A 21,376-nucleotide genomic window follows, 5' to 3' on the forward strand; every position below is an offset into this window, starting at 1 on the left:
TCCTCAATAAAAAGGCATTCTCCCGGTTATGCCCCGGAGAATGCCTTGCTTTTGCTTTCAGATAAAGCGGCCTCTACACCTTCAAGCGCCTGTTCCAGGTCGCGGACGAGGTCGTCAGCGTCTTCCAGTCCGGCGGATAAGCGAATCAATCCGTCCGTTATACCGCGACGCTCTCTTTCTGCCGCTGGCATAGCGGCATGTGACATCATCGCCGGATACGACAGAATGGTTTCTACGGCTCCGAGACTGACCGCTACGATCGGAAGCGTAACCCGATCAAACAAAGCCTTCGCCCGCTCTCTGCTGCCCACATCAAAGGACAGCACGGCTCCGTGGCCGCTCGCCTGCCTCGATTGGAGCTGGTGGCCGGGATGACCCGCTAGTCCCGTATAATGTACCTTTGCAACGGAAGGATGATTTGCGAGCCATCGAGCGATCTTTTCCGCTGTTTGGGTGCTTACATCCAGTCTGGCTTTCAGCGATTTCAGCCCGCGCATCACCAGCCAGGAATCCTGCGCTCCGAGTACCGCTCCCATGCCGTTTTGGATAAAGTAAAGCTGTTCACCCAGCTCAGCATCCTTGGTAACAGCCAGCCCTGCAACGACATCGCTGTGGCCGCCGATGAACTTCGTCGCTGAGTGGATGACGATATCTGCTCCGAGTTCAAGCGGACGCTGGTAGTACGGGGTCAGAAACGTATTGTCGACAATGACTATGATATTCTTGGCCTTTGCGATATGGCAGACAGCTGCGATGTCTGTCACCTTCAACGTCGGATTAGAAGGTGTCTCCAGGTAGATCCCGCGAGTGCGAGGAGTGACGGCTCTCTCCACTGCCTCTACGCAGGTCGTATCCACGAACGTAACGTCAATATTCATGCGGGACAACACTTTGGTCAAAAAGCGATACGTTCCGCCGTAGACATCTTCTGCCACGACAACATGATCGCCCGCGGAAAACAGCATAAACACGCTGGAAATCGCGGCCATGCCGGAAGCAAATGCAAATCCCCGCGCACCGCCCTCCAGGACGGCAATCGCCTCTTCCAATGCATGCCGGGTCGGGTTGCCGGACCGCGCATAGTCGTATGCGCCCGGACGGTCCAAATCCGCTTGGTGAAACGTAGATGCCTGGTAAATCGGCGTGGATGCCGCACCGGTCACCGGATCGAAACAAGATGTCCCGTGAAGCAGTTTCGTGGCAAATTTCATCGTCTACACCCTTCCGCTACCAGACTTGCATCGAGAGCCTGTATCAAATCATGAATCAAATCATCCGGATGTTCAACTCCTACCGACAATCGCAGCAAACGATCACAGACCCCGACGTATTCTCGAATTTTTTGCGGAATGTCGGCATGAGTCTGTGTCGCCGGATACGTGCACAAAGACTCGACGCCTCCCAGACTCTCCGCAAAAGAGATGATGCGCAAGTTTTCCAAAAACGGCCCCACCTGAGCAGAGAAGCGAACGCGGAAGGACACCATGCCGCTGTAACCGGTCGCCTGTTTGCTCTGAATCTCGTAGCCGGGATGATCGTCCAATCCCGGATAGAATACATCGGTGACCGCCGGATGCTCCCGCAGTTTGCGCGCAACCTGGAGAGCATTGCTCTGATGTCGCTCCATACGCAAAGCGAGCGTCTTCATGCCTCTGACCAGCAGCCAGCAATCCTGTGGGCCGAGGGTTGCACCGATGGAGTTGTGCAAAAACCGGACCTTTTCAGACAACTCAGCGCCTTTTGTCACAATCAGGCCAGCCAGCACGTCATTGTGGCCTCCAAGATATTTCGTCCCGCTATGGAGCACCAGATCTGCCCCCAGCTCCAGTGGACGCTGATAGTACGGCGTCATAAAGGTATTGTCCACGATGGTCAGCAAACCGCTTCGTTTGGCGATCCCGGCTACGCAAGCGATATCCGTTATTTGCATCAGCGGATTTGTCGGCGTCTCGATGAGAACGGCTTTTGTCTCCGGACGGATCGCGCCCGCAAATGCCTGAAGATCGCGCAGATCAACATAGCTGAACTGGAGCCCGTAGCGGGAAAGGACCTGCTCAAAAAGACGGTATGTCCCACCGTATAAATCAAGCGAAACGATCAAATGGTCGCCTTGAGAAAAAAGTCCCATGACTGTGTGAATCGCTGCCATCCCGGAAGCACAGGCAAAACCGGCATCACCGCACTCGGCCTCTGCGATCGCCTCCTCCAGCACCTTGCGTGTCGGATTGGCCGTACGGGTGTAATCGTATCCGGTACTTTGACCAAGAGACGGGTGGCGGTAAGCGGTCGCATAGTAAACCGGGAAGCTTACCGCGCCCGTGATCGTATCACGACCTACCCCCGCCTGTACCAGTTTCGTTTCCAGATGCATAGCAATCTCTCCCTCTGCTTTGATGTTGAGGGCATGAAAAAGCCCTCTTTTCTTTTGAAAAGAAGGCTTTGTTTACGTCGCCGCAAGCAAACCCTTCTCATCTTTCAGAGCATGATTTGCTCTGCAGGAATTAGCACCAGTATCGTCCTGTTAACAGGAAAATTGGTTGCCGGGCATCATCGGGCCAGTCCCTCCGCCTCTCTGGATAAGAAGTTTGCTATTCAATTTGTTGATCCTAATACTAACGGAAATATCGAGTGATTGTCAACAGATATTTCCTCTTCGTTTTCACCCGTTTTCTCTGTTACTCCGCTTTGCGCAGTGCTGTCATCACCTGATTGTCCAGCTTCGCCGCCGCATTTTTATCATATGTTTTTTCATACTGCGGTTCTACGGAGATACGGGAACCGTAGAACATGACATCACGCACCGCCTCAATGGTAACCTCCACCATCGCCAGCTTCAGGGGAACCTCCTCCATCCGCTCACTCTTCAATACAGCCCTTCCGTTAATGGCATAAGAAGAGCCAGCACCAATCAAATGCAGAACCACTTGTGGCTGCTTGGCGATATTGGTCAAGATGCGTGAACGGTTGTCTACCGCAAACCGGATGACTTGCGGCGATGCCGCAAACGTCCAGGAAAGCGAGCTGAGCGATGGCGCCCCAGACTCATGGTCAATGGTGCCCAATGTGATAAACCGCTCCTGCTGCAACAACCCGAACAGTTCCTCCGAAAGCGTTTGGGATACGGTCTCAGCCATTCCGAAGCCTCCTTGTGTAAGTTTTGTACGTCTATTGTACCCGCCAAGGAAGAGATAGGCAAACCTTTCCGGCATGCGCTTGATTCTTCCCCTTTTTTTCCCTACACTGTTACTTAACTGGTAACCATAGGAGACAGGAGGAGAAACCAGATGTCACAAAGCCCCACAGACCGCCTGTTGTCAAAGATTGACCAGCTCCTCGAAGAAATTCAGGAGGCACGCAAATTAAATGACCGGATGGACAAAATCGCCATGTTTTTAGAGGATATCCGTCTGGCAGATGTCATTCAAAATTATACAGCCCCGCGCAAGCTGCTTTGGATCAATTTCCTGGCAGGTCTGGCACGGGGCCTGGGACTGACGATCGGAACAGCCATCGTACTGGCCATTCTCGGTTCCGTCCTGAGCAAATTCCTCTCGATTCCCATCATCGGGGACTACATCAGCCAACTGATGGATTATGTCTCCACCTACCGTCAGCCCTAGTCAAATGGAATGATTGGCAAGCTGCCCGGAGCAGAAAGAAGATTGCCATTCGTGGCCGCTCAAGAATGCAACGGATTAGTCGTTGTCGCGATCGTCGTTATCGTCATCGTCTCCGTCATCGTCATGGCCATGCTTTTTCCAGTAGCCATACGCATTTCCGTTCGGATGCTTTTTGTCTTTGTCCTTCTTTTTCTTATCTTTATCTTTATCGTCATCAACTTCGTTTACTGGCGTACCGTGAGGAATGTCAGCTTGTGCTACGACCTTCCCGTCAACGACTACTTCCAGATGGACGGACTTGGCGCTGTAAGAACGATTTTTGTAAGAGAGCTCCACTTCGAACTCCCCGTCATCGTCTATCTTGACCTCGTGTTTTTTGCCGTCCGGAGCGATTACATACAGCTTCGCTTTTTGGTTTTTGGAGAATCCTGCGATTTCCCCTTCTACTTCAATTTCCTTATCTTTGGCGTCAAGCTTGGCGGTTCCGGTAATTTTGTATTGGGCAGGCTTCGGCGTTTCCGGCTTGGTCGGTTTATCCGGCTTGTTGACAACAAGCAGATCGACGGATTCCGAATCAAGCTTCTTGCCGTCCTTGTACACCTCAATCAATACTTTCCCTTTGTCAGCCTCTACATCCTTCATGGTGACTGAATAGGAGCCGACACCGTCCCACAGCTTTTTCACGCCGGCGCCTCTCTTGTCTCCGTCATAGGTCACGACTACTTTGCCTGCCGTAAGGTTTACAATGCCGTTTACTTTCAATTCACCCTTTTTGCTATCCAAAACAGCCTGCGTATGAATCAAAACATCGGAATCTACAACAGTTCCCGAGTTGATCCGCACTTCGCGGGTATCGACCAGTTTGTCGTTGACGTAAGCTTTCACTGTCGCGTATTGCGGAGTCGCGCTCACAGTGGCCGCAAAGCTCACCGAAAAGCTGTCGTTGGCCGTTGGCACGACTTCGATGCTGTCGCCATTTGGCTTGACAACCACGACTTTGGTTACTTCATCCGTTACTTCACCTTTCAGGTAGGTGGTGCTGTCTTTTGTCTCTGGAGTTAGGCTGACAAAGCCCTGCTCAGTTTCGTCAAAACGTACTTCGAGGTAAATATCGGAATAGTACTCCTTGTAAATCCGGTTCCACTCCGCCTCATTTTGCTCAATGTACGTTTGCATTTTTACGTCGAGATTCAGTTTGTCCACTACAATATACAAGTGATCTGCCTGCGTTTTCAGCAACAGATTGAGCGTGGCCGGATCGTTTGTTGCCAGCTCTTTCAGATTGTAGCGAGTCACTTGCTTGCCTTCTTCATTCATGACAACCTTGATCGCACTGCTGCTTCCGGTTGTACTGGCATTGGCCAGCAGCGGCGTTACGCCCCCAATTATCGTAGCGGCAGCCACAACTGCCAGCACGGGCCTGGTCATGTATTTTTTCATTGATGTACTTCCCCTTTCCATGTTTTCCCTCAATGCCCTGGGCACAGTTACAGACGAGGGCAACCTTGGAAAAGTTGCAGAAATAAAAAATAGGGCCCCGCCAAAGCATTGGTCAAGACCCCATTTAGTGGACAGTAAGAAAAAACCCGACCGTTAGACCGACAGCTGACGTCTGAATTCAACAGGCGTCAGCCTTTTTAATTTTCGTTGTGGTCGACTTTGGTTGTAGAATTGAATATATTCCTCAATTCGCCTTTGTGCCTCATCCACACTTCGGATATCATAAGGGTAGAGCCCTTCCGTTTTGAGATGCGAGAAGAAGCTCTCCATCGAGGCATTATCATAACAGTTGCCTCTCCGAGACATGCTGATTTGGGCGCCAACCTTCGGCAACATGTCGTGGTAAGCGTAGGACGTGTACTGGAATCCCTGATCGCTGTGAACGATCAGTCCAGTCACGTCTTTCGTCTTTTTAAAGGCTTTCTCAAAGGTCCGTAGGACCAACTGATTGTCGTTGCGAACTCCAATGTGGTAAGCCACAATCTCATTATTAAACAAATCCTTAATAGCAGACAGGTAGAGCCACGTATCCGCGACACGATACTGTGTGACATCGGTTACCCATTTTCGATTAGGTGCATCCGCTTTGAAATTCCGCTGCATCACATTCTCAGCGACTCGTCCACCTTCGGTTGAAGCATAGTGACCTCGATATTTGCGGCGTATTCGAGAACGGAGCTTCATTTCTTGCATCAGACGTAGTACCTTCTTATGGTTGACCCATACCCCGTGATCTCGTAAGAGAAACAGCTGGGTTTGTCGATACCCATATTTACCATCATACTTCTTATAAACTACTTTGATGAGGTCTTTCACGGGCTTGTCCCGGTCCGCTTGTTGCCGTTTCAAGTATGCATAGTATCCACTTCTTGAGACTCCAAACAGCTTGCAAAGTTCACTAGTCGTATACTCACCAGCTACTTGCTTGATCGCCTCATACTTATGGGCTGCACCTCCCGCATCCAGATTTTCAAACACTTTTTTAGCATCGAGTTCTCTCGTTTTAGCTTTTTAACATATCGATCTTGATCAACATATTCTTCACGTCTACCTCGTTGATCCATCAACCCAAATTCGCCTAACTGTTTATATTTTTTCATCCATACTTTAAGCCGGTGGCGGTCCGGAATCCCCAGATGCTCCATGATTCGACGGTATGTCCATCCTTCTTCGATATGCAGTCGTATGGCTTCCACCTTTAATTCGTGAGAATAACTTCTAAACGTTTGCCCCTTTTTCACCATAAAAAATGCACCCCTTAAATTTCATCGGATTTACCAGGGGTTTAATCCAATGTCCATTCTAAGGGGTGCACTTCAGCATGCAAGGCGGAGCCATCTTGTTTCAGAACAGTGATTATGATTCATTGTATCGCGGTTCAAGCTCGATTGCCCTCAGCAGGGATTCTGCCTCCTCACGATCGTATCTCCGTTCGACCTTCTCTTGATTGCATAGAACGGAAACCACGTAGCTGTCTTCATTTGCCTCGTAGGTCAGGTTGCTCGCCTGATGATCCTCTTTGAGAATGGCCTCAAAAAAGGCGGCAGTATCAGCGGCGGAGCGATCGTCCGGACGAGCATCCGCAACAATCCTGATCTGCAGCCAATTGGCCAATGCATCCTCACGCTTCACGTGCGCTCCCCCTCACTTTCTGCTGCTTCCTTCCGGCTTGATTCTGACCTTGACGATCACCAGGATGGCAATCGCTACGAGCAGAGCGCTTTTCACAGGCAGCTGCACATCCAGAATGCCAAAGATCAGAGCGCCGATAAAGAGCAGTACGTAAAGCAAAATTGTTTTTAAAATGGGCATTCGCACACGAGTGGCAAATCCCATGTAATAGACAAGTATCAATTGTACAAAAATGATCCACACCCGGTTATGATCAGCCCACATCCGAAAGCTGTCATAAGCCGAAAGTCCCTCCGTTGAAGAAGGAGCATAGGTAGAAACAACCTCAAACCATTCCATCTTTAACCCTCCTGCCCTGCGGCCATACTGCTTCGGGTAAGCGCTCGCAAACCAGCGAATTCTCCCCCGTATTTTCTCTCGTATGTAATGATGTTTCCCAGAGGCTCTTGCACTGGTTTACCCCATCCTTATCACTTTATCAGTTGCCTTGAAACCTGTCAAAATGCTGTGACTGCAGGTTGACAGACTGGCATGCATTCTCGTCCTGTTTTTTTCATACGTTCAATAGAAAAGAAGCGGTCGGGAGGGGTTCGCATGAAGCACGCTCAGGTACAGGCAAGCCTGCAGTTTCTGCAGGAGCGCTTCGGTTATTCTGTCATGCATGATTCTCGGCGAAAGAGCGGGAATGGGGAGATCCGCACGATTATCGCCCAAAACCCGGAGGGAGTTGTACGCATCCTGCAAAGCACCGCACGAAAAGGGTCGGAATCTGTGCAGCAAATCATCTTGTCCGAGGTCGAAATGACGATTATCAAACAGTTGCTTTAGCCGGCAGGCTGGAATGACTCCCCTTTGACGTGGTATAGTGGACGGGATCACAACTCTTTGAAAGAGGTGGAATCCTTGCGTATTTACGACATCCCCGTCACAACCATCGCTGGTGAAGAAACGACACTGGCCCGCTACAAGGGCAACCTGCTTCTGATCGTCAACACTGCCAGTGCTTGCGGGCTGACTCCGCAGTACAAAGGACTGCAGGAATTATATGAGCGCTATCGTGACCGCGGTTTGGTCGTACTTGGTTTTCCGTGCAATCAATTCGGCGCTCAGGAGCCTGGTACGGCTGAAGAAATTTCGGCATTTTGCGATCGAAATTACGGAGTGACTTTTCCCCTGTTTGCCAAAATTGATGTAAACGGACCGAATGCTCATCCCCTGTATCAGTATCTGAAGCAGCACGCCCCCAACGAGGAAAACCAGGACATTGAATGGAATTTTGCCAAATTTCTGGTCGACCGTGAAGGAAACGTCGTCAAGCGGATTGATCCGCGGGTGAAGCCGGAAGAATTGACCGGGCTGATCGAACAGTATTTGCAGTAGGGGCAAACCAGTTCATACACATTGGTCTCGGGTGAATGCCTGCGATGTTTTTTGCCTCTTGGCCGAAGCAATTTCTTGCTGAGAAAATGAAAAAGCCGCCCTTTTACCAGGCGGCTTTTTGCATGGTTACTTTCGTATCCGGACAGTATGTCATGCCAGACAAAATTGCGTTTGCCTCTGCAAATCAAGACTGAGACGCATAGCGTTTTTGCTTCTCGTAGCGTTCGCGCTCCGATTTGGTCAGATACTTTTTACGCAAACGAACGGATTGCGGGGTAACCTCGCACAGTTCGTCGTCATTCAGATATTCCAGCGCCTCTTCGAGCGTCAAGAGACGAGGCGTTTTCATTTTCACGGTATCATCCTTCGTTGCCGAACGGACGTTGGTCGCGTGCTTCTCTTTGCAGACGTTTACGGTCAGATCGTTGTCGCGGTTGTGCTCGCCGACAATCATTCCTTCGTATACCTCGGTACCCGGCTGGATAAACATGATGCCGCGGTCTTCGACGGACATCAGACCGTACGTGGTGGCCGTTCCCGTTTCATTGGAGATCAACACGCCTGCATGGCGTCCGCCAACGCTGCCCGGAACGAGCGGACGGTAGCTGTCAAAGGAGTGGTTCATGATGCCGTATCCGCGTGTGATCGTCAAGAACTCTGTACGGTAGCCGATCAGACCACGGGACGGAATGATGAATTCCAGGCGAACCTGGCCAAAGCCGTTGTTGATCATGTTGACCATTTCAGCTTTGCGTTGGCCAAGCGTTTCCATGACGGAACCGGTGTATTCTTCCGGCACGTCGATAATCAGGCGTTCGGCTGGCTCCATCTTTTGGCCATCGATTTCCCGCACGATTACTTCTGGCTTGGATACGCCCAGCTCAAAGCCTTCACGACGCATGTTTTCAACCAGAATGGACAAGTGTAGCTCACCGCGTCCCGATACGATAAACGCATCCGGAGAATCCGTTTCGTCTACGCGAAGGGATACGTCCGTCTCCAGCTCGGCCATCAGGCGGTCGCGCAGCTTGCGGGAAGTTACGTGTTTGCCTTCGCGTCCGGCAAACGGGCTGTTGTTGACGAGGAATGTCATTTGCAGGGTCGGCTCGTCAATTTTCAGCAGCGGCAATGGATCCGGATGATCTGTATGGCAGACAGTTTCCCCTACGTTGATATCCTCGAGACCGGCGATGGCAACGATATCACCGGCTTTTGCCGTTTTTTGCTCAACACGCTGCAGGCCAGAGAATCCAAACAGCTTTTGCACACGCATCCGTTTAACCGAGCCGTCCCGTTTTACCAGGGCAACGGTGTCATTTACGTTCAGCACACCGCGGTAAATACGGCCAATCCCGATGCGGCCGAGGAAGTCATTGTAGTCCAGCATCGTAACCTGCATCTGCAATGGCTCTTCGGAGTTCGCTTCCGGAGCTGGAATGTGCTCGATGATCGTCTCGTACAGCGGACGAAGGTTTCCTTCCAGTTTGTCCGGCTCCATACCCGCAATCCCTTGCAATCCGGATGCGTATACAATCGGAAACTCCAGTTGATCTTCGGTTGCGTCGAGATCAATAAAGAGGTCGTAAACTTCGTTGATGACTTCTTGCGGACGTGCATTATCACGGTCCACTTTATTGACCACGACGATAGGCGTCACTTTTGCTTCCAGCGCTTTTTTCAATACAAAGCGAGTTTGCGGCATGCATCCTTCAAAAGCATCGACGATCAACAGAACGCCGTCCACCATGCTCATAATCCGTTCTACCTCGCCGCCAAAGTCGGCGTGCCCAGGAGTATCCAGAATGTTGATGGTGTACTCGTTGTACTTAATGGATGTGGTCTTTGCCAGAATGGTAATTCCGCGCTCCCGCTCCAGGTCATTGGAGTCCATCATCCGCTCTTCAACCTGCTGGTTGCTGCGGAATGTACCGGATTGAATCAACAGTTTGTCCACCAATGTCGTTTTACCGTGGTCGACGTGTGCAATAATTGCGATGTTGCGTATGTCAAGACGCTTCATGTAAACCTCCTCTAGTATGCGTACCTTCCATATTAACAGGTAGAGAAAAATGGCACAATGGGGTGTTTTGACATCCAGCCCCTTCCTGAGTATCGAGTGCAATGCGGGCTCATACTAACCGAAGGAGGTGGCTCCCCATGAATAAATGGGCGTATTCTCTTGTTGGCGTAATGGTGCTGGCAACTGTATCCGGGTGTGCAAATGCAGGCACGGATCAAAATAAAGGTACCCAAACAAACAATTTGGCATACCAGCGTCCAGCTAACCTGCAAAACAATGCGCAGCCTAACAACGGCACCGCAAACAATTTCGGAGCAAACAACTACGGTGCCTACAATTATCAAAACGGCTTTACTGCCCAAGGATTTAACCGCGATGTCGCAGATCGTTTGGCGCAAGCAGCAGACAATGTTCCCGGGGTTGAAGGAGCAACGGCAGCCGTGTACGGGAACGATTGCATTATCGGCGTCAGGACCCGTTTTGGCGCTCAAGATATGCAGCAAAGGCAAGCCATCGAACGCCAGGTTCACTCTGCTGCGCGGGCTGCCGCACCAAATCTCAACATCCGCGTCACTTCAGATGACAACATGTACAGCAGGGTGCAAAACATCAGCAACACCGTGACGAACGGCCTGGCGAACACCACCAATGCCGTTACCTCCGGGCCGAATACGGTAACCGGAAATCTGGCAAACGCCGCAAACGATTTTACCGTATTGCTGCGGGATGTCGGCCGTACGATAACCGCTCCGTTCCGTTAAACCCGGGCAATTTTTGACACAAAAGAGGTGCGGACATATTCCGCACCTCTTGGCTTTTTCCAATCGTTACTTGCTTGCCACCTGGGCCGGTTTCATTTCCGGTTCAACCACTTGCAATTCGCCTGTACCGCGAACCAGTTTCTTTGCGTACACTTTTTCTGGCCGCAATACAGAAACCAGGTAATCAATGGCAACTTGCGGGTCTACGGTCTCACCGCAGGTGTAGCAATCCAGAGCCGCAAATCCACGCTCTGGGTAGGTATGAATAGACAGATGGCTTTCCGAGAGAAGAACCAGAACGGTAGCCCCTTGAGGAGAAAACTGCTTGGCTTGCACACTGAGTACAGTGGCACCACAGCTTTCAGCAGCTTCAATCATTTCCTTCTTCAAAAATTCTGCGTCGTTCAACAAGTCAAACTGAACTCCCCATGTGTCAACGGCAACGTGTCTTCCGAAAGTCGAGTATTCCATCTTTCGGTTCCCCCTTCCTAGCAAGTGTAATGTTAAACATCGCTAGGACCTGCGTCATTCACTAACGGGGGCGGTTTCCCTCTTGTTATCCACCCTTTAAAGTGAATCCTGGTTCCTAATCCTGTTTCCAACGAAAACAAACATACCATGCTTCGGCCTAGTTGACAATACTTTTTATGAAAGAAAATCATGGGAAACAAAAAATGGGCGCCGCAGCACCCATTTCATGCAGAAAATCTTCAGTTTTCTCAGGCTTCCAGTTCAAACAAACGACGTGACAATGCGCACAAACGAAGGTCGATCATGCCAAGTTTTTCCGGGGCAGCATGCTTCGCCCAGTTACGCAAGTCCAGCCATCTATCCGTCTCTTGCCGGATCGAGTCAATCTCACACTCGCTTCCCGTCTGCCGGAACAGCTCTTCCAGTTCCTTTGCGGCATGAGGGGCGGTATTTTCAAAAATGGACACTTCCTCGTCGCCGGAAACCTCCTGGATGCTTACGACAGAACCTTCGTCGTAATGATAGACGACTGTAAATCCGTCATAAATCCGATGGACGATCCCGTGGCCTCGAAACGTTTTCATTGCTTTCCGCATGGCATTAGCCAGATGCATATCTCTAATGAGGTAGGAACTTTCACAGGAATACCGGTTGCCCAAGCGGTGGAATGTCAACTGAATCGCACCGCTCTTGTCCGTCAACAAAACGTCCCGATCGCCGTTTTCACAAATTTTCACTTCGACAGAAATGTGCTCATTGGTGAAGAGAGAGACGAATCGGTTCAACTCTTCTTCGTTCATCGTAAAATAGGCCTTGGCGTAGTTTGTTGCTAAACGCTGTGCCATAAATATCTCCTCAATTCTTTTGGTTTACCTGGATCGTTTGGACGAAAACGGTTGCCAAATGAGGAGATACGCTAGGTGTCAACGAAGGAACGTTGTAGAACCTGGCCTTGCCCCGCGAATCGAAAATCGATTTGGGTATTGAAGGCGGATCACCTACTTTTCGTATTTAAAGCCAACCTTGACTCCTTTATTATACTACAGAGGCAGTAAAAAGTCTTGAGCGAAAAGCGGATGAATTTTCGCAAAAAAGCCGAATATCCGTTGAATTTTATCCTGACACAAGAAGAACTCACCTATTCTGCCGGATACTCGCTAATTTTCCTGTTTTATTTCCGTTCCAGAAGGGCTTCCAGCTATTTGATTCATTGCTTTTCTGATCGCTGTCTGCTCTTCTTCTGACAAATGGTAAGGCGAGCTGCCCTGTTCGACCGGCTTTGCGTAGACCCGGGACTCCATGCGGCTGAAAATACTGGTAACAACCACACCATTCTGGGAATCGTCGATGATTGCCAAGGAAAAGCTGAGGTCATTGCCGATGTCATCAAACGCATTGTAGCGGACAACCCCGACATTTCCGCACTGTCCGGCAATGCGCTGTGACAGGCGATTGAGCAAAAACTGCTGATCCGTTTGCCGTTTTTTCACATCATCCATCTCGTCAAAGAGACGATGCATGCCTTCCTCCAAATTAGCCCCATTTGTACCGCTCAGCAAGCGATTTAACGATTTGCGAAGACGGTTGATACGAACCGACTGCATGATCAGGAGCAAAAACAACAAGAGGATGAGCCCGAGGGTGGCCAGGAGCAAGAACGGCGTGTTTTCAGCAAGCGATAGGAGATCTACCATGTAACATTTTCTTCCTTTCTAGTGGCGCAAGGGGCCCAAAAATCCTACTCTATTGTACATCTGTTGCCTGGGCCAATTCAAATGAAAAGACGAACATAACGATCAAAAAGATGCCCAGGAGCAAAAACCAAAAAAAGCGACACTCTCGATATGAGATGCCGCTTCAGCCTGTAGACAAAGTTCCGTAAGGAACAGGGTCTGCAGGCTTTTTTGTTGAATATAGAACATGTTACGTTTTCAAAAGTTATTTTTTAGAGGTGGCATTATGCTTAATAAGCAAGAGGCCGAAGGGCGTTATCAGATATCTGCATTCTCGCTAGATGAGTTGGTGCCAGAAGATCATCTCGTAAGAAAAATTGAAAATGCAATCGACTTTTCGTTCATCTATGACTTGGTGGAAAGCCTCTACTGTCATGACAATGGCAGACCCAGTGTTGACCCTGTAGTCTTAGTTAAAATTGCTTTCATCCAATATATTTTTGGAATTCGTTCCATGCGACAAACGATTAAAGAGATCGAAACCAATGTTGCCTATCGGTGGTTTATTGGCTATGATTTCAGTCAGCCCATTCCCCATTTCACGACCCTAGGCAAGAACTATGTTCGCCGTTTTCGGGATACTCAACTCTTCGAGTCGATCTTCCTTCGAATATTGGAGGAGGCGGTTCATCATGGATTCGTGAAGCCTGATGTGCTTTTCATTGATGCTACGCATGTAAAAGCCAGTGCGAATAAGCATAAATACGTGAAAGAAATCGTTGAAGAACAAGCGAAGAAATATCAAGAGCTGCTGGACGAAGAAATCAATCAGGATCGTATTGCACATGGAAAGAAGCCCCTTGAAAAAAAGACAGAAACTTCGAAGAAGGAGGTGAAAGTCAGCACAACTGACCCGGATTGCGGATTGTTTGTAAAAGGGGAAAAGGAACGTGTATTTGCTTATAGTTTTCATACAGCATGTGATCGAAATGGATTTGTGCTTGGTGCCAAGGTAACGCCAGGCAATGTGCATGACAGTCAGGTTTTTGAGGATGTTTTGAATCAAGTGCGAAAGACGTTTGCACAGCCTCAAGCTGTGGCAGTGGACTCGGGATACAAGACGCCTTACATCAGTAAAACACTCCTTGATGACCAGATTCGCCCCGTTATGCCCTACACAAGACCACGCACCAAAGAAGGTTTTTTTAAAAAGCACGAATATGTGTATGATGAATATTTCGACTGCTACATCTGCCCGAACGAGCAAATCTTAACATATGAGACAACAAACAAGGATGGGTACCGTATCTATCGATCAAATTCTCAAGTTTGCCGAAGTTGTCCGTTCTTGAAACAATGCACGGAAAGTAAAGACTACACAAAGAGAGTGAGTCGCCACATCTGGGCTGATTACCTCGAAGAGGTAGACCACCTCCGGCATACCGAGGAAAACAAACAAATCTATAGCAAACGGAAAGAAACGATTGAACGTGTATTCGCTGATATGAAGGAAAAGCATGGCATGCGTTGGACGACCTTACGAGGACTGGAGAAGGTCACGATGCAGGCGATGCTTGTTTTCGCTGCCATGAACTTGAAAAAAATGGCGACCTGGCTATGGAAATCAGGTCGCCAAAAGGTGAACGATCAAAACACCTTCGGTATTTTCATCAAATTATTAAACAAACTCCCTCTGCTGTTCGTTCAGCGAGGGAGTTTGTCTGCAACCTGAAGCGACACTCTCGATATGAGATGCCGCTTTTTTCATTCCCTATTCACATGTGCGACCTTCATCGTTTTTGTTCTTTCCTCCACTCATGCACGCATCTTTCGCATGCTTTCGTGTAATCGCAAAGCTGTTAACGTTTCACTGGCCTGCTTCTTAGGTTGGCTTTCCCTATGCTTCCAGCAGCAGCATTTCCTTGCGGAGCTGCTTCAAGCGTTCGGTCGATCTGCGAATCTGAGCCGTATCCTTGGCATGCAAAGCATCGTACAGGGTAGCCAACTCATAATCGAGTTCCAAACGCAAAACCGGTATTCGTTCCTCTGCATCACGACGTTTGAGGGCGGCAATCACCTGATCCATGGTTACACTGCAAGCTTTTTCGTAGATCACTTTTTTCTCAGCTCCTTTTATCTCCACGATTCTGACGGCTTCTCCATACCGAATGTGCTTTATGAGCAACCCGCTTTCATGGAGCATTTTTACAACGACATGTCCTTTTGCCTTCTGGATAAAGCGGTAGAGTATCAAGGCCACCCGGGTGTCACGGACTGAACAATCAGGTTGCTGCCATCTGTAGACACCGTTGACGCGTTGAAGTCTCCATTCTGCTCTGCCGTCCTGGGTGCACACGAGTAAATGAAAGTGCTCCTTGGTTTCCTTCCAAGTGACAGTTGCTCCTGCATTGACCAGAAACTGCAGCATCGCATACAAGGTTTTTCGGTCAAACCAGACAGACAAATTGCAATACTCCAATTCCTTCCCGTCTTGCATCAGATCCCTCCCATTCACAGAATACTCAGTAAATAGAACTGCTTACGGGAGTGAGTGGTATATCATATTATTCTGTTGCAGCTTTTGCTATTCGTTTCCCTGCATGTTTTTTCCTAAAATCTTATGTTATTATATGGGGGGTTCTGAGCTCTTTTGACAAAGATACTTGCCTGTTTCCCAGCGGGCTGCTTGCTACAGATCGTGCTATGAGAGGTGGTCGTGATGACGAATTCTTTTACCGGTTTTCATCAGAATGATTTTGATGTGTTTGCCATTGAGGGATTGGACAACAGAATGGAAGGGATCAAGGAGCTGATCCGTCCCAAGCTGGAGACCCTCGGACAACATTTCGCTCCGTCTCTCTCGCTGGCAACTGGCGAAGAGATGTTTTACCATGTCGCCAAGCACGCGCGCAGAACAGTAAACCCGCCAAAAGATACATGGGTTGCCTGGGCTGGCGACAAACGCGGATACAAGAAACACCCTCACTTTCAGGTAGGCTTGTGGGGCACTCATCTGTTTGTCTGGTATGCAGTGATTTACGAATCTCCCTTCAAGGAGGAGATCAGCCGGTCCATGAAGGAACACCTGGAGGAAATCCTCGAAATGGTACCTGACGACTTTCGCTGGTCCCCCGATCACATGCAGCCGGGCAGCACTCCTCAAGCAGTGTTGGGATGTGAAGGCGTACTGCAACTGATCGACAGACTGCAACAAGTGAAAAAGGCAGAAATTTTGTGCGGCATCAATATCGATCGCCATGATCCTGTCCTTGCGGATGGAGACAAACTGCTTTCAAAGCTCGACGCTACCTTTTCTGTCCTGACCAAGCTGTACAATCTGAGCAAGCTGCGTACAACGGGACTCGCTTGATGAGGATGTAGTTTAGGTATATGCAGAAGAACAGGTCCGCTTTCTCTAAAAAAGCGGTTTCCTGTTCTTTTGCTTTTCGGACACATAATCGGGTGCGACCGGGAACACTAAGGAAAACCACTAGGAACGACCTGCACTGTTGTTGAGAAAAGCCAGCTTGCCTTGTATATCTTGAAACATTCGGTCAAACAGTTCTTGTACACTCGGGACATCGTCAATCAATCCGATCACTTGCCCTGCCCATCCGAAGCCCTCCTGCTCGTTTCCTTCGTGGATAAACAAGCGGTTTCGCTCACCGCTGATGTACGGCTTCAAATGCTCATAGTCCGAACTGCTTTTTTCCATTTCCAAAATGAGATCTGACCCGGGTGTTCTGACTACCCTCGCAGGAGTCCCCAACGTCCGTTTGATTACTTGGGTATCGTGCTCTGTGCTTCTGATCAAAGCATTCTTGTAGGCAGGATGAGCATGGACGCACTCTTTGGTCGCGATAAACCGGGTCCCCATCTCTACGCCCTCTGCTCCTAAAGCGAGAGAGGCCAAAATTCCTCTGCCGTCTCCGATCCCGCCGCTGGCAAGTACAGGGATACGCACCGAATCAACGACGCGCGGGATCAGGACAAACGTGCCGATGTCATCTCTGCCCAGGTGCCCGCCGCCCTCCTGACCTACGGCCATGACCGCATCTGCGCCGATCGATTCTGCCTTTTGCGCCTGACGGACTGAGGCGACAAGCACGAGCTTTTTCACATCGAGGCCGTCCGTTCGGCGAATGAGCGGCTCGGGATTTCCTCCGGTTATGGAAATGACCCGGACCCCCTCTTCCAAAGCAGCCTCCAGCATGTGTTCATATGGGCGACCATGCTGGCCAATGGCAAAGTTCACACCAAACGGCTTGTCAGTCAAGGCCTTGGTTTTCCGAATTTCTTCACGCAAAGCCTCCGGAGAGGGAAGAGACATTGCTGTTACCTGTCCCAGACCGCCGGCATTGGAGACGGCAGCCGCCAATTCGGCATACGCCAGATAAGCCAGCCCGCCTTGTACGACCGGGTACTGGATCTGCAGCAGCTCAGTCACTCTTGTTTTCATAAGCGTCACCTCTCTCACTCACTTCTCGGCCAAAAGGGAGAACTCCTGCCGCCACAGATAAATATCAAAAAAATGAACTTGCTTTCCCCCCCCTTTTTGCTATACTCAATTTGTTTGTTTTTTACCCTTTTATTCTTGTTGCAAAGTGAGGCGATCATATGAGACAAAAGAGTACTCCTCTGTTTAGCGGGTTGTTGGAGCACGCCCGAAGAAATCCTATTCAATTTCACATCCCTGGTCATAAAAAGGGCATGGGCATGCACCCGACATTCCGTGAATTCATCGGGGAAAACGCTCTCTCGATTGACCTCATCAATATTGCTCCTCTGGATGACTTGCACCATCCCAAGGCAATGATCAAGGAAGCCCAGAATCTGGCGGCCGAAGCTTTCGGAGCTGACCATACCTTTTTTTCCGTTCAGGGAACGAGCGGCGCGATCATGGCCATGATTATGGCCACTTGCAATCCGGGAGACAAAATTATCGTCCCGCGGAACGTTCACAAATCAGTCATGGCGGCGATCATTTTTGCCGGAGCGACTCCGATTTTTATCCATCCTGTGATGGACGAGCGTTTGGGGATATCTCACGGGATTACTGTAAAAGCTGTTCAAAAAGCGCTGGAGCAGCATCCCGATGCGGCTGCTCTCCTCGTCATCAACCCGACATACTTCGGCTTTGCGGGCGATCTCAGAGAAATCGTACGTACTGCGCATAACTATGAAATTCCCGTATTGGTGGATGAAGCACACGGTGTCCACATTCATTTTCATGAAGAGCTTCCGATTTCCGCGATGCAAGCCGGTGCCGACATGGCAGCGACCAGCGTTCACAAGCTGGGAGGCTCCTTGACCCAGACCTCTATCCTGAATGTTCGCGAAGGCCTGGTCGATGTCGATCGCGTCAAGACCGTCATGAGCATGCTGACGACGACTTCGACCTCTTATATCCTGCTCGCATCTCTGGACATGGCGAGGCAGCACCTGGCCATTAACGGTCGGATGTTGACCGAGCAAGCGATGCAGATGGCCAACAAAGCCAGAGAGATGATTAACGAGATCCCGCGGATTCACTGCGTCGGTCGGGAAATTCTCGGTACGCCTGCGACTTTTGCCATGGACCCGACCAAGCTCTTGATTCACGTTCGCGATCTGGGGATTACTGGCTGGGAAGTGGAGAACTGGCTCCGTTCGAAGTACAACATCGAGGTCGAAATGAGCGATTTGTACAATGTCCTCTGCTTTGTTACCGCTGGCGATACAGAGGAATCGATTCGCACTCTGGTGAATGCGCTAAGAGAATTGTCTGTGGAATTTGCTCATGTGCAGGCAGAAGAAAAGCCGACCATTTCGCTGCCGAACATCCCGGTCCTGTCCATGACGCCGCGCGATGCCTTTTACGCGGAGACGGAGACTGTTCCCTTGGCGGAAGCGGCAGGTAGGGTAATCACCGAATTTATCATGGTTTATCCTCCCGGTATTCCGATCTTTTTGCCCGGAGAGGTGATTACAGAGGAAAACATCGCCTACATCAAGGAGAACATTCGTGTCGGCCTTCCTGTTCAAGGCCCTGAGGACGAGTCACTGAAAACGGTCAAGGTCGTAAAACGTCAAACAGCTATCTCTGGATAACCTACAAAATGCCGGCTCTACGCGAGTCGGCTTTTTTTGTCTCGAAGGTCAATTCGGAAGAGGCCATTCGCGTTTTGTATGTAGTCAGCATTTGATATGATAGGGAAAAGTGGGTATAGATGGAGGAAACCATTATGCCGGATTGGTCGTATCACACGATGTTTCGCCCCTTATTGTTTACACTGCCCGCAGAGCGGTCACGCCGTTTGACCTTGACCGCTATCGGCACATTGGCAAAATGCCCGGGCGGTCCCTCACTCATCGAACTGATGGGACATATGGAGCCTCCCGCCGAGCTTTCGAGAAAGCATTGGGGTGTCTCCTTTCCCACTCCGATTGGCTTGGGGGCCGGGCTCGATACCGATGCCCGGGGGCTATCCGCCCTTTCCCAATTCGGCTTCGGCTATATAGAACTGGGTCCCGTCACCCGCAATCCCGTTGATGAATCCGGCGGCATCGAGCGGTTATTGGCAGACGAGTCTATCTCGTATCCAGCTCCCTTGGCTAACATGGGGGCGGCAAAGCTGGCCGAGCGGCTTGAGCGCTGCGGACATCGCTCGCTTCCATTGGCTTGCCGGCTGTCATTCGCCCCTGGGTCCTCTCCGCTTGAAGCGGCTCAGGAGCGCATTGAAATGATTGAACAGCTATCGCCTTACTGTGGATTCTTTACGCTTGATACACGTCAACAGCTTTTGGATGGGTGGGATGAGACTGCATGGAACCTGCATCTCTCTTTGCTCGCAGAGGCAACAAAGGCCCCGCTGCTTCTGGTACTGTCACCGGACTTGCCCAAGGTCGAGGCCGAGTGCTTGCTATTGCCGGCGATTCGCGCGGGGATAAAAGGTGTTGCAATCGCCGGTGGCATTTCCCCATCATCTGCTTTTGGCAAAACATCGGTCCCGCAGTCTGAAGCCAAAGACACAAAGCCGCCGCAAGAGCTGTCCCCACGCCGCTTGACAGGGGGCATAACAAGGGAAAAGAGCATCCAGATGGTTCAGTGGATTCGAAAAAGTTACCCGAATCTTTTTATGATCGGTTCCGGCGGCGTGATCGAGCCAGACGATGCTCTGGCTTTATTCGCGGCAGGCGCCGATTTTGTGCAGCTTCACAGCGGACTGATTTATTCCGGTCCTGGCCTGCCAAAACGAATCAATGAAGCCATTTGGCAAAGCAATCATCCTCTTCGGACTGCTGAACTTTCTGCCGACAGCAAGTTGTCCGAGCCGGATTCACCAACCGTCGAGAGCCATCGTGCTCCTCGGAAATTCACCGGGCAGTTCACTGGATGGTTCTCTGGCTCGCTGCTGGGGATCGGCATGGTGATCGGGGGATTACTCGCACTCCTGGTAGCATTGACAACTGTCGTACTTCCCTATGATGAAGCCTTCCTGGGCATGAGAGCGTCCGAGCTCCAGGCTCTCAACCCGCAAATTCTCCCTTTCATGTCCCATGACAGGGTTAGTCTGGCGGGTACAATGATTTCCATTGGCGTGATTTATTTCCAGCTTTCCCGATTCGGCCTTAGCCGGCAGCTTCATTGGGCTAAGCAGGTCTTGCTCGTTTCCGGCTCAGTTGGCTTTCTCAGCTTCTTTCTCTACATTGGCTACGGTTATTTTGATATTCTGCATGCTGTATTGTCTCTGTCGCTGTTCCCGTTTTTCCTGTTGGCCATAAGGCAACCTGCAAACAAACAGCTCTCTTCTCTGCCCGCCCAAGTCAAAAATGACCGTGACTGGCGCCGCTCACTGTGGGGACAATTGTTCTTTGTGATTATCGGCTGCGGGTTGACCGGAGCTGGACTGATTATCTCCATCATCGGGATTACCGGTGTGTTTGTCCCACAGGATCTGGCCTTTCTTTGTGCTACGCCCGAGGTTTTGCAGGCCTATAATGAGAAGCTGATCCCCGTGATCGCCCATGATCGGGCCGGATTTGGCGGTGCCCTGTTGTCAGTCGGAATCGCGGTGCTGTTGATCAGCTTGTGGGCATTCAGACAGGGAGAGTCCTGGGTCTGGTGGACGCTGTTTCTGGGAGGTCTGCCTGGATTCGCATCCGGGATTGGCATTCATTTCGCAGTTGGATATACGGACTTTATTCATTTGATCCCTGCGTATGTGGCTGCCCTTCTCTTCCTGGTGGCATTAATGCTCACATACCCCTACTTTTGTCTGAGGAAAAGCTGACTAAAAAAACACGACTTCTTCTATTGGCGAGAGCAAAAAAAACAGG

At 50.2% G+C, this 21,376-nt stretch carries 22 protein-coding genes and 1 riboswitch; of the genes, 8 read left to right on the forward strand and 14 right to left on the reverse strand.

The window, feature by feature from the left end:
• Positions 1–26: 26 nt before the first annotated feature.
• The 3 genes from NSQ24_RS17210 to NSQ24_RS17220 all read right to left on the reverse strand — a co-directional run bounded on the left by NSQ24_RS17210 (position 27) and on the right by NSQ24_RS17220 (position 3,134).
• On the reverse strand, positions 27–1,211 hold the full coding sequence (locus tag NSQ24_RS17210) for an aminotransferase class I/II-fold pyridoxal phosphate-dependent enzyme (protein ID WP_031932802.1): 1,185 nt from the start codon (positions 1,209–1,211) through the stop codon (positions 27–29).
• Positions 1,208–2,371 carry an aminotransferase class I/II-fold pyridoxal phosphate-dependent enzyme gene (locus tag NSQ24_RS17215; protein WP_003386303.1) on the reverse strand — a complete coding sequence of 388 codons (1,164 nt, stop codon included), beginning with the start codon at positions 2,369–2,371 and terminating at the stop codon, positions 1,208–1,210. Before NSQ24_RS17215 ends, NSQ24_RS17210 begins: the two co-directional genes overlap by 4 nt.
• Before the next feature lie 94 nt (positions 2,372–2,465).
• Positions 2,466–2,583, reverse strand: a riboswitch (SAM riboswitch).
• A gap of 92 nt (positions 2,584–2,675) precedes the next feature.
• Positions 2,676–3,134, reverse strand: a complete 459-nt coding sequence (locus NSQ24_RS17220) for a pyridoxamine 5'-phosphate oxidase family protein (protein WP_024984000.1) — start codon at positions 3,132–3,134, stop codon at positions 2,676–2,678.
• 150 nt (positions 3,135–3,284) lie between these two features.
• Here NSQ24_RS17220 and NSQ24_RS17225 point away from each other — a divergent pair, with 150 nt between their 5' ends.
• Entirely contained in the window at positions 3,285–3,620 is a 336-nt protein-coding gene (locus NSQ24_RS17225) for a DUF5665 domain-containing protein (RefSeq protein WP_003386306.1), read from the forward strand.
• Between the two features lie 75 nt (positions 3,621–3,695).
• Here the strand turns inward: NSQ24_RS17225 and NSQ24_RS17230 are convergent, their stop codons facing one another.
• From NSQ24_RS17230 to NSQ24_RS17250, 5 genes are all read right to left on the reverse strand, one after another.
• Complete coding sequence (locus tag NSQ24_RS17230; RefSeq protein WP_031932801.1) at positions 3,696–5,060, reverse strand: hypothetical protein; 1,365 nt, start codon at positions 5,058–5,060, stop codon at positions 3,696–3,698.
• 153 nt (positions 5,061–5,213) lie between these two features.
• Positions 5,214–6,098 carry an IS3 family transposase gene (locus NSQ24_RS17235; RefSeq protein WP_155808033.1) on the reverse strand — a complete coding sequence of 295 codons (885 nt, stop codon included), beginning with the start codon at positions 6,096–6,098 and terminating at the stop codon, positions 5,214–5,216.
• Positions 6,038–6,364 (reverse strand): helix-turn-helix domain-containing protein, encoded by a 327-nt coding sequence (locus NSQ24_RS17240; RefSeq protein WP_024985204.1) that lies wholly within the window; start codon positions 6,362–6,364, stop codon positions 6,038–6,040. The genes NSQ24_RS17235 and NSQ24_RS17240 overlap by 61 nt, the downstream gene beginning before the upstream one ends.
• 112 nt (positions 6,365–6,476) lie before the next feature.
• Positions 6,477–6,752: a hypothetical protein gene (locus NSQ24_RS17245; RefSeq protein ID WP_003386308.1), complete on the reverse strand. Its 276-nt coding sequence runs from the start codon at positions 6,750–6,752 to the stop codon at positions 6,477–6,479.
• A gap of 12 nt (positions 6,753–6,764) precedes the next feature.
• Complete coding sequence (locus NSQ24_RS17250; RefSeq protein ID WP_003386309.1) at positions 6,765–7,091, reverse strand: YlaH-like family protein; 327 nt, start codon at positions 7,089–7,091, stop codon at positions 6,765–6,767.
• A gap of 255 nt (positions 7,092–7,346) precedes the next feature.
• Between NSQ24_RS17250 and NSQ24_RS17255 the strand changes: the two genes are divergently transcribed.
• Both NSQ24_RS17255 and NSQ24_RS17260 read left to right on the forward strand, forming a co-directional pair.
• Positions 7,347–7,580 carry a hypothetical protein gene (locus tag NSQ24_RS17255; RefSeq protein ID WP_003386310.1) on the forward strand — a complete coding sequence of 78 codons (234 nt, stop codon included), beginning with the start codon at positions 7,347–7,349 and terminating at the stop codon, positions 7,578–7,580.
• A gap of 75 nt (positions 7,581–7,655) precedes the next feature.
• Entirely contained in the window at positions 7,656–8,132 is a 477-nt protein-coding gene (locus NSQ24_RS17260) for a glutathione peroxidase (RefSeq protein ID WP_031932800.1), read from the forward strand.
• Between the two features lie 184 nt (positions 8,133–8,316).
• Here the strand turns inward: NSQ24_RS17260 and typA are convergent, their stop codons facing one another.
• Positions 8,317–10,152 (reverse strand): translational GTPase TypA, encoded by a 1,836-nt coding sequence (gene typA, locus NSQ24_RS17265; RefSeq protein ID WP_003386312.1) that lies wholly within the window; start codon positions 10,150–10,152, stop codon positions 8,317–8,319.
• A gap of 137 nt (positions 10,153–10,289) precedes the next feature.
• Here typA and NSQ24_RS17270 point away from each other — a divergent pair, with 137 nt between their 5' ends.
• Positions 10,290–10,913 carry a YhcN/YlaJ family sporulation lipoprotein gene (locus tag NSQ24_RS17270; RefSeq protein WP_003386314.1) on the forward strand — a complete coding sequence of 208 codons (624 nt, stop codon included), beginning with the start codon at positions 10,290–10,292 and terminating at the stop codon, positions 10,911–10,913.
• A gap of 66 nt (positions 10,914–10,979) precedes the next feature.
• On the opposite strand, the gene speD is transcribed toward NSQ24_RS17270, so the two are convergent.
• The 3 genes from speD to NSQ24_RS17285 form a co-directional block, all read right to left on the reverse strand.
• Positions 10,980–11,384, reverse strand: coding sequence for an adenosylmethionine decarboxylase (gene speD, locus NSQ24_RS17275; protein ID WP_003386315.1), 405 nt, complete (start codon positions 11,382–11,384; stop codon positions 10,980–10,982).
• 248 nt (positions 11,385–11,632) lie between these two features.
• Entirely contained in the window at positions 11,633–12,229 is a 597-nt protein-coding gene (locus NSQ24_RS17280) for a hypothetical protein (RefSeq protein ID WP_003386316.1), read from the reverse strand.
• Positions 12,230–12,541: 312 nt separating this feature from the next.
• On the reverse strand, positions 12,542–13,078 hold the full coding sequence (locus tag NSQ24_RS17285) for a DUF4446 family protein (RefSeq protein ID WP_003386317.1): 537 nt from the start codon (positions 13,076–13,078) through the stop codon (positions 12,542–12,544).
• A 265-nt stretch (positions 13,079–13,343) separates the two neighbouring features.
• Between NSQ24_RS17285 and NSQ24_RS17290 the strand changes: the two genes are divergently transcribed.
• The gene (locus NSQ24_RS17290; protein WP_024985259.1) at positions 13,344–14,789 is read left to right on the forward strand and encodes an IS1182 family transposase; all 1,446 of its coding nucleotides are present in this window, start codon (positions 13,344–13,346) and stop codon (positions 14,787–14,789) included.
• Between the two features lie 165 nt (positions 14,790–14,954).
• Here the strand turns inward: NSQ24_RS17290 and NSQ24_RS17295 are convergent, their stop codons facing one another.
• The gene (locus tag NSQ24_RS17295) at positions 14,955–15,554 is read right to left on the reverse strand and encodes a hypothetical protein (protein ID WP_003386318.1); all 600 of its coding nucleotides are present in this window, start codon (positions 15,552–15,554) and stop codon (positions 14,955–14,957) included.
• A 222-nt stretch (positions 15,555–15,776) separates the two neighbouring features.
• Here NSQ24_RS17295 and NSQ24_RS17300 point away from each other — a divergent pair, with 222 nt between their 5' ends.
• Positions 15,777–16,427, forward strand: coding sequence for a DUF1054 domain-containing protein (locus tag NSQ24_RS17300; protein WP_327956061.1), 651 nt, complete (start codon positions 15,777–15,779; stop codon positions 16,425–16,427).
• Between the two features lie 120 nt (positions 16,428–16,547).
• Here the strand turns inward: NSQ24_RS17300 and NSQ24_RS17305 are convergent, their stop codons facing one another.
• Positions 16,548–17,516, reverse strand: a complete 969-nt coding sequence (locus NSQ24_RS17305) for a nitronate monooxygenase (protein WP_327956059.1) — start codon at positions 17,514–17,516, stop codon at positions 16,548–16,550.
• Between the two features lie 158 nt (positions 17,517–17,674).
• Between NSQ24_RS17305 and NSQ24_RS17310 the strand changes: the two genes are divergently transcribed.
• The gene (locus tag NSQ24_RS17310; protein ID WP_327956057.1) at positions 17,675–19,147 is read left to right on the forward strand and encodes an aminotransferase class I/II-fold pyridoxal phosphate-dependent enzyme; all 1,473 of its coding nucleotides are present in this window, start codon (positions 17,675–17,677) and stop codon (positions 19,145–19,147) included.
• Positions 19,148–19,281: 134 nt separating this feature from the next.
• On the forward strand, positions 19,282–21,330 hold the full coding sequence (locus NSQ24_RS17315) for a dihydroorotate dehydrogenase (protein ID WP_327956055.1): 2,049 nt from the start codon (positions 19,282–19,284) through the stop codon (positions 21,328–21,330).
• The last annotated feature ends 46 nt before the right edge of the window (positions 21,331–21,376 follow it).

It is taken from the genome of Brevibacillus sp. FSL L8-0520 (genome assembly GCF_037963895.1).
Taxonomy (GTDB): domain Bacteria; phylum Bacillota; class Bacilli; order Brevibacillales; family Brevibacillaceae; genus Brevibacillus; species Brevibacillus borstelensis.

What these genes read in the sequence shown, in the direction of transcription:
- NSQ24_RS17240 (WP_024985204.1), bottom strand. Translation starts at nt 6,364, where the DNA reads ATGGTGAAAAAGGGGCAAACGTTTAGAAGTTATTCTCACGAATTAAAG.
- NSQ24_RS17285 (WP_003386317.1), bottom strand. Translation starts at nt 13,078, where the DNA reads ATGGTAGATCTCCTATCGCTTGCTGAAAACACGCCGTTCTTGCTCCTG.
- NSQ24_RS17255 (WP_003386310.1), top strand. Translation starts at nt 7,347, where the DNA reads ATGAAGCACGCTCAGGTACAGGCAAGCCTGCAGTTTCTGCAGGAGCGC.
- NSQ24_RS17290 (WP_024985259.1), top strand. Translation starts at nt 13,344, where the DNA reads ATGCTTAATAAGCAAGAGGCCGAAGGGCGTTATCAGATATCTGCATTC.
- NSQ24_RS17270 (WP_003386314.1), top strand. Translation starts at nt 10,290, where the DNA reads ATGAATAAATGGGCGTATTCTCTTGTTGGCGTAATGGTGCTGGCAACT.
- NSQ24_RS17295 (WP_003386318.1), bottom strand. Translation starts at nt 15,554, where the DNA reads ATGCAAGACGGGAAGGAATTGGAGTATTGCAATTTGTCTGTCTGGTTT.
- NSQ24_RS17315 (WP_327956055.1), top strand. Translation starts at nt 19,282, where the DNA reads ATGCCGGATTGGTCGTATCACACGATGTTTCGCCCCTTATTGTTTACA.
- NSQ24_RS17305 (WP_327956059.1), bottom strand. Translation starts at nt 17,516, where the DNA reads ATGAAAACAAGAGTGACTGAGCTGCTGCAGATCCAGTACCCGGTCGTA.
- NSQ24_RS17250 (WP_003386309.1), bottom strand. Translation starts at nt 7,091, where the DNA reads ATGGAATGGTTTGAGGTTGTTTCTACCTATGCTCCTTCTTCAACGGAG.
- NSQ24_RS17210 (WP_031932802.1), bottom strand. Translation starts at nt 1,211, where the DNA reads ATGAAATTTGCCACGAAACTGCTTCACGGGACATCTTGTTTCGATCCG.
- NSQ24_RS17225 (WP_003386306.1), top strand. Translation starts at nt 3,285, where the DNA reads ATGTCACAAAGCCCCACAGACCGCCTGTTGTCAAAGATTGACCAGCTC.
- NSQ24_RS17230 (WP_031932801.1), bottom strand. Translation starts at nt 5,060, where the DNA reads ATGAAAAAATACATGACCAGGCCCGTGCTGGCAGTTGTGGCTGCCGCT.
- NSQ24_RS17280 (WP_003386316.1), bottom strand. Translation starts at nt 12,229, where the DNA reads ATGGCACAGCGTTTAGCAACAAACTACGCCAAGGCCTATTTTACGATG.
- NSQ24_RS17215 (WP_003386303.1), bottom strand. Translation starts at nt 2,371, where the DNA reads ATGCATCTGGAAACGAAACTGGTACAGGCGGGGGTAGGTCGTGATACG.
- NSQ24_RS17310 (WP_327956057.1), top strand. Translation starts at nt 17,675, where the DNA reads ATGAGACAAAAGAGTACTCCTCTGTTTAGCGGGTTGTTGGAGCACGCC.
- NSQ24_RS17220 (WP_024984000.1), bottom strand. Translation starts at nt 3,134, where the DNA reads ATGGCTGAGACCGTATCCCAAACGCTTTCGGAGGAACTGTTCGGGTTG.
- typA (WP_003386312.1), bottom strand. Translation starts at nt 10,152, where the DNA reads ATGAAGCGTCTTGACATACGCAACATCGCAATTATTGCACACGTCGAC.
- NSQ24_RS17300 (WP_327956061.1), top strand. Translation starts at nt 15,777, where the DNA reads ATGACGAATTCTTTTACCGGTTTTCATCAGAATGATTTTGATGTGTTT.
- speD (WP_003386315.1), bottom strand. Translation starts at nt 11,384, where the DNA reads ATGGAATACTCGACTTTCGGAAGACACGTTGCCGTTGACACATGGGGA.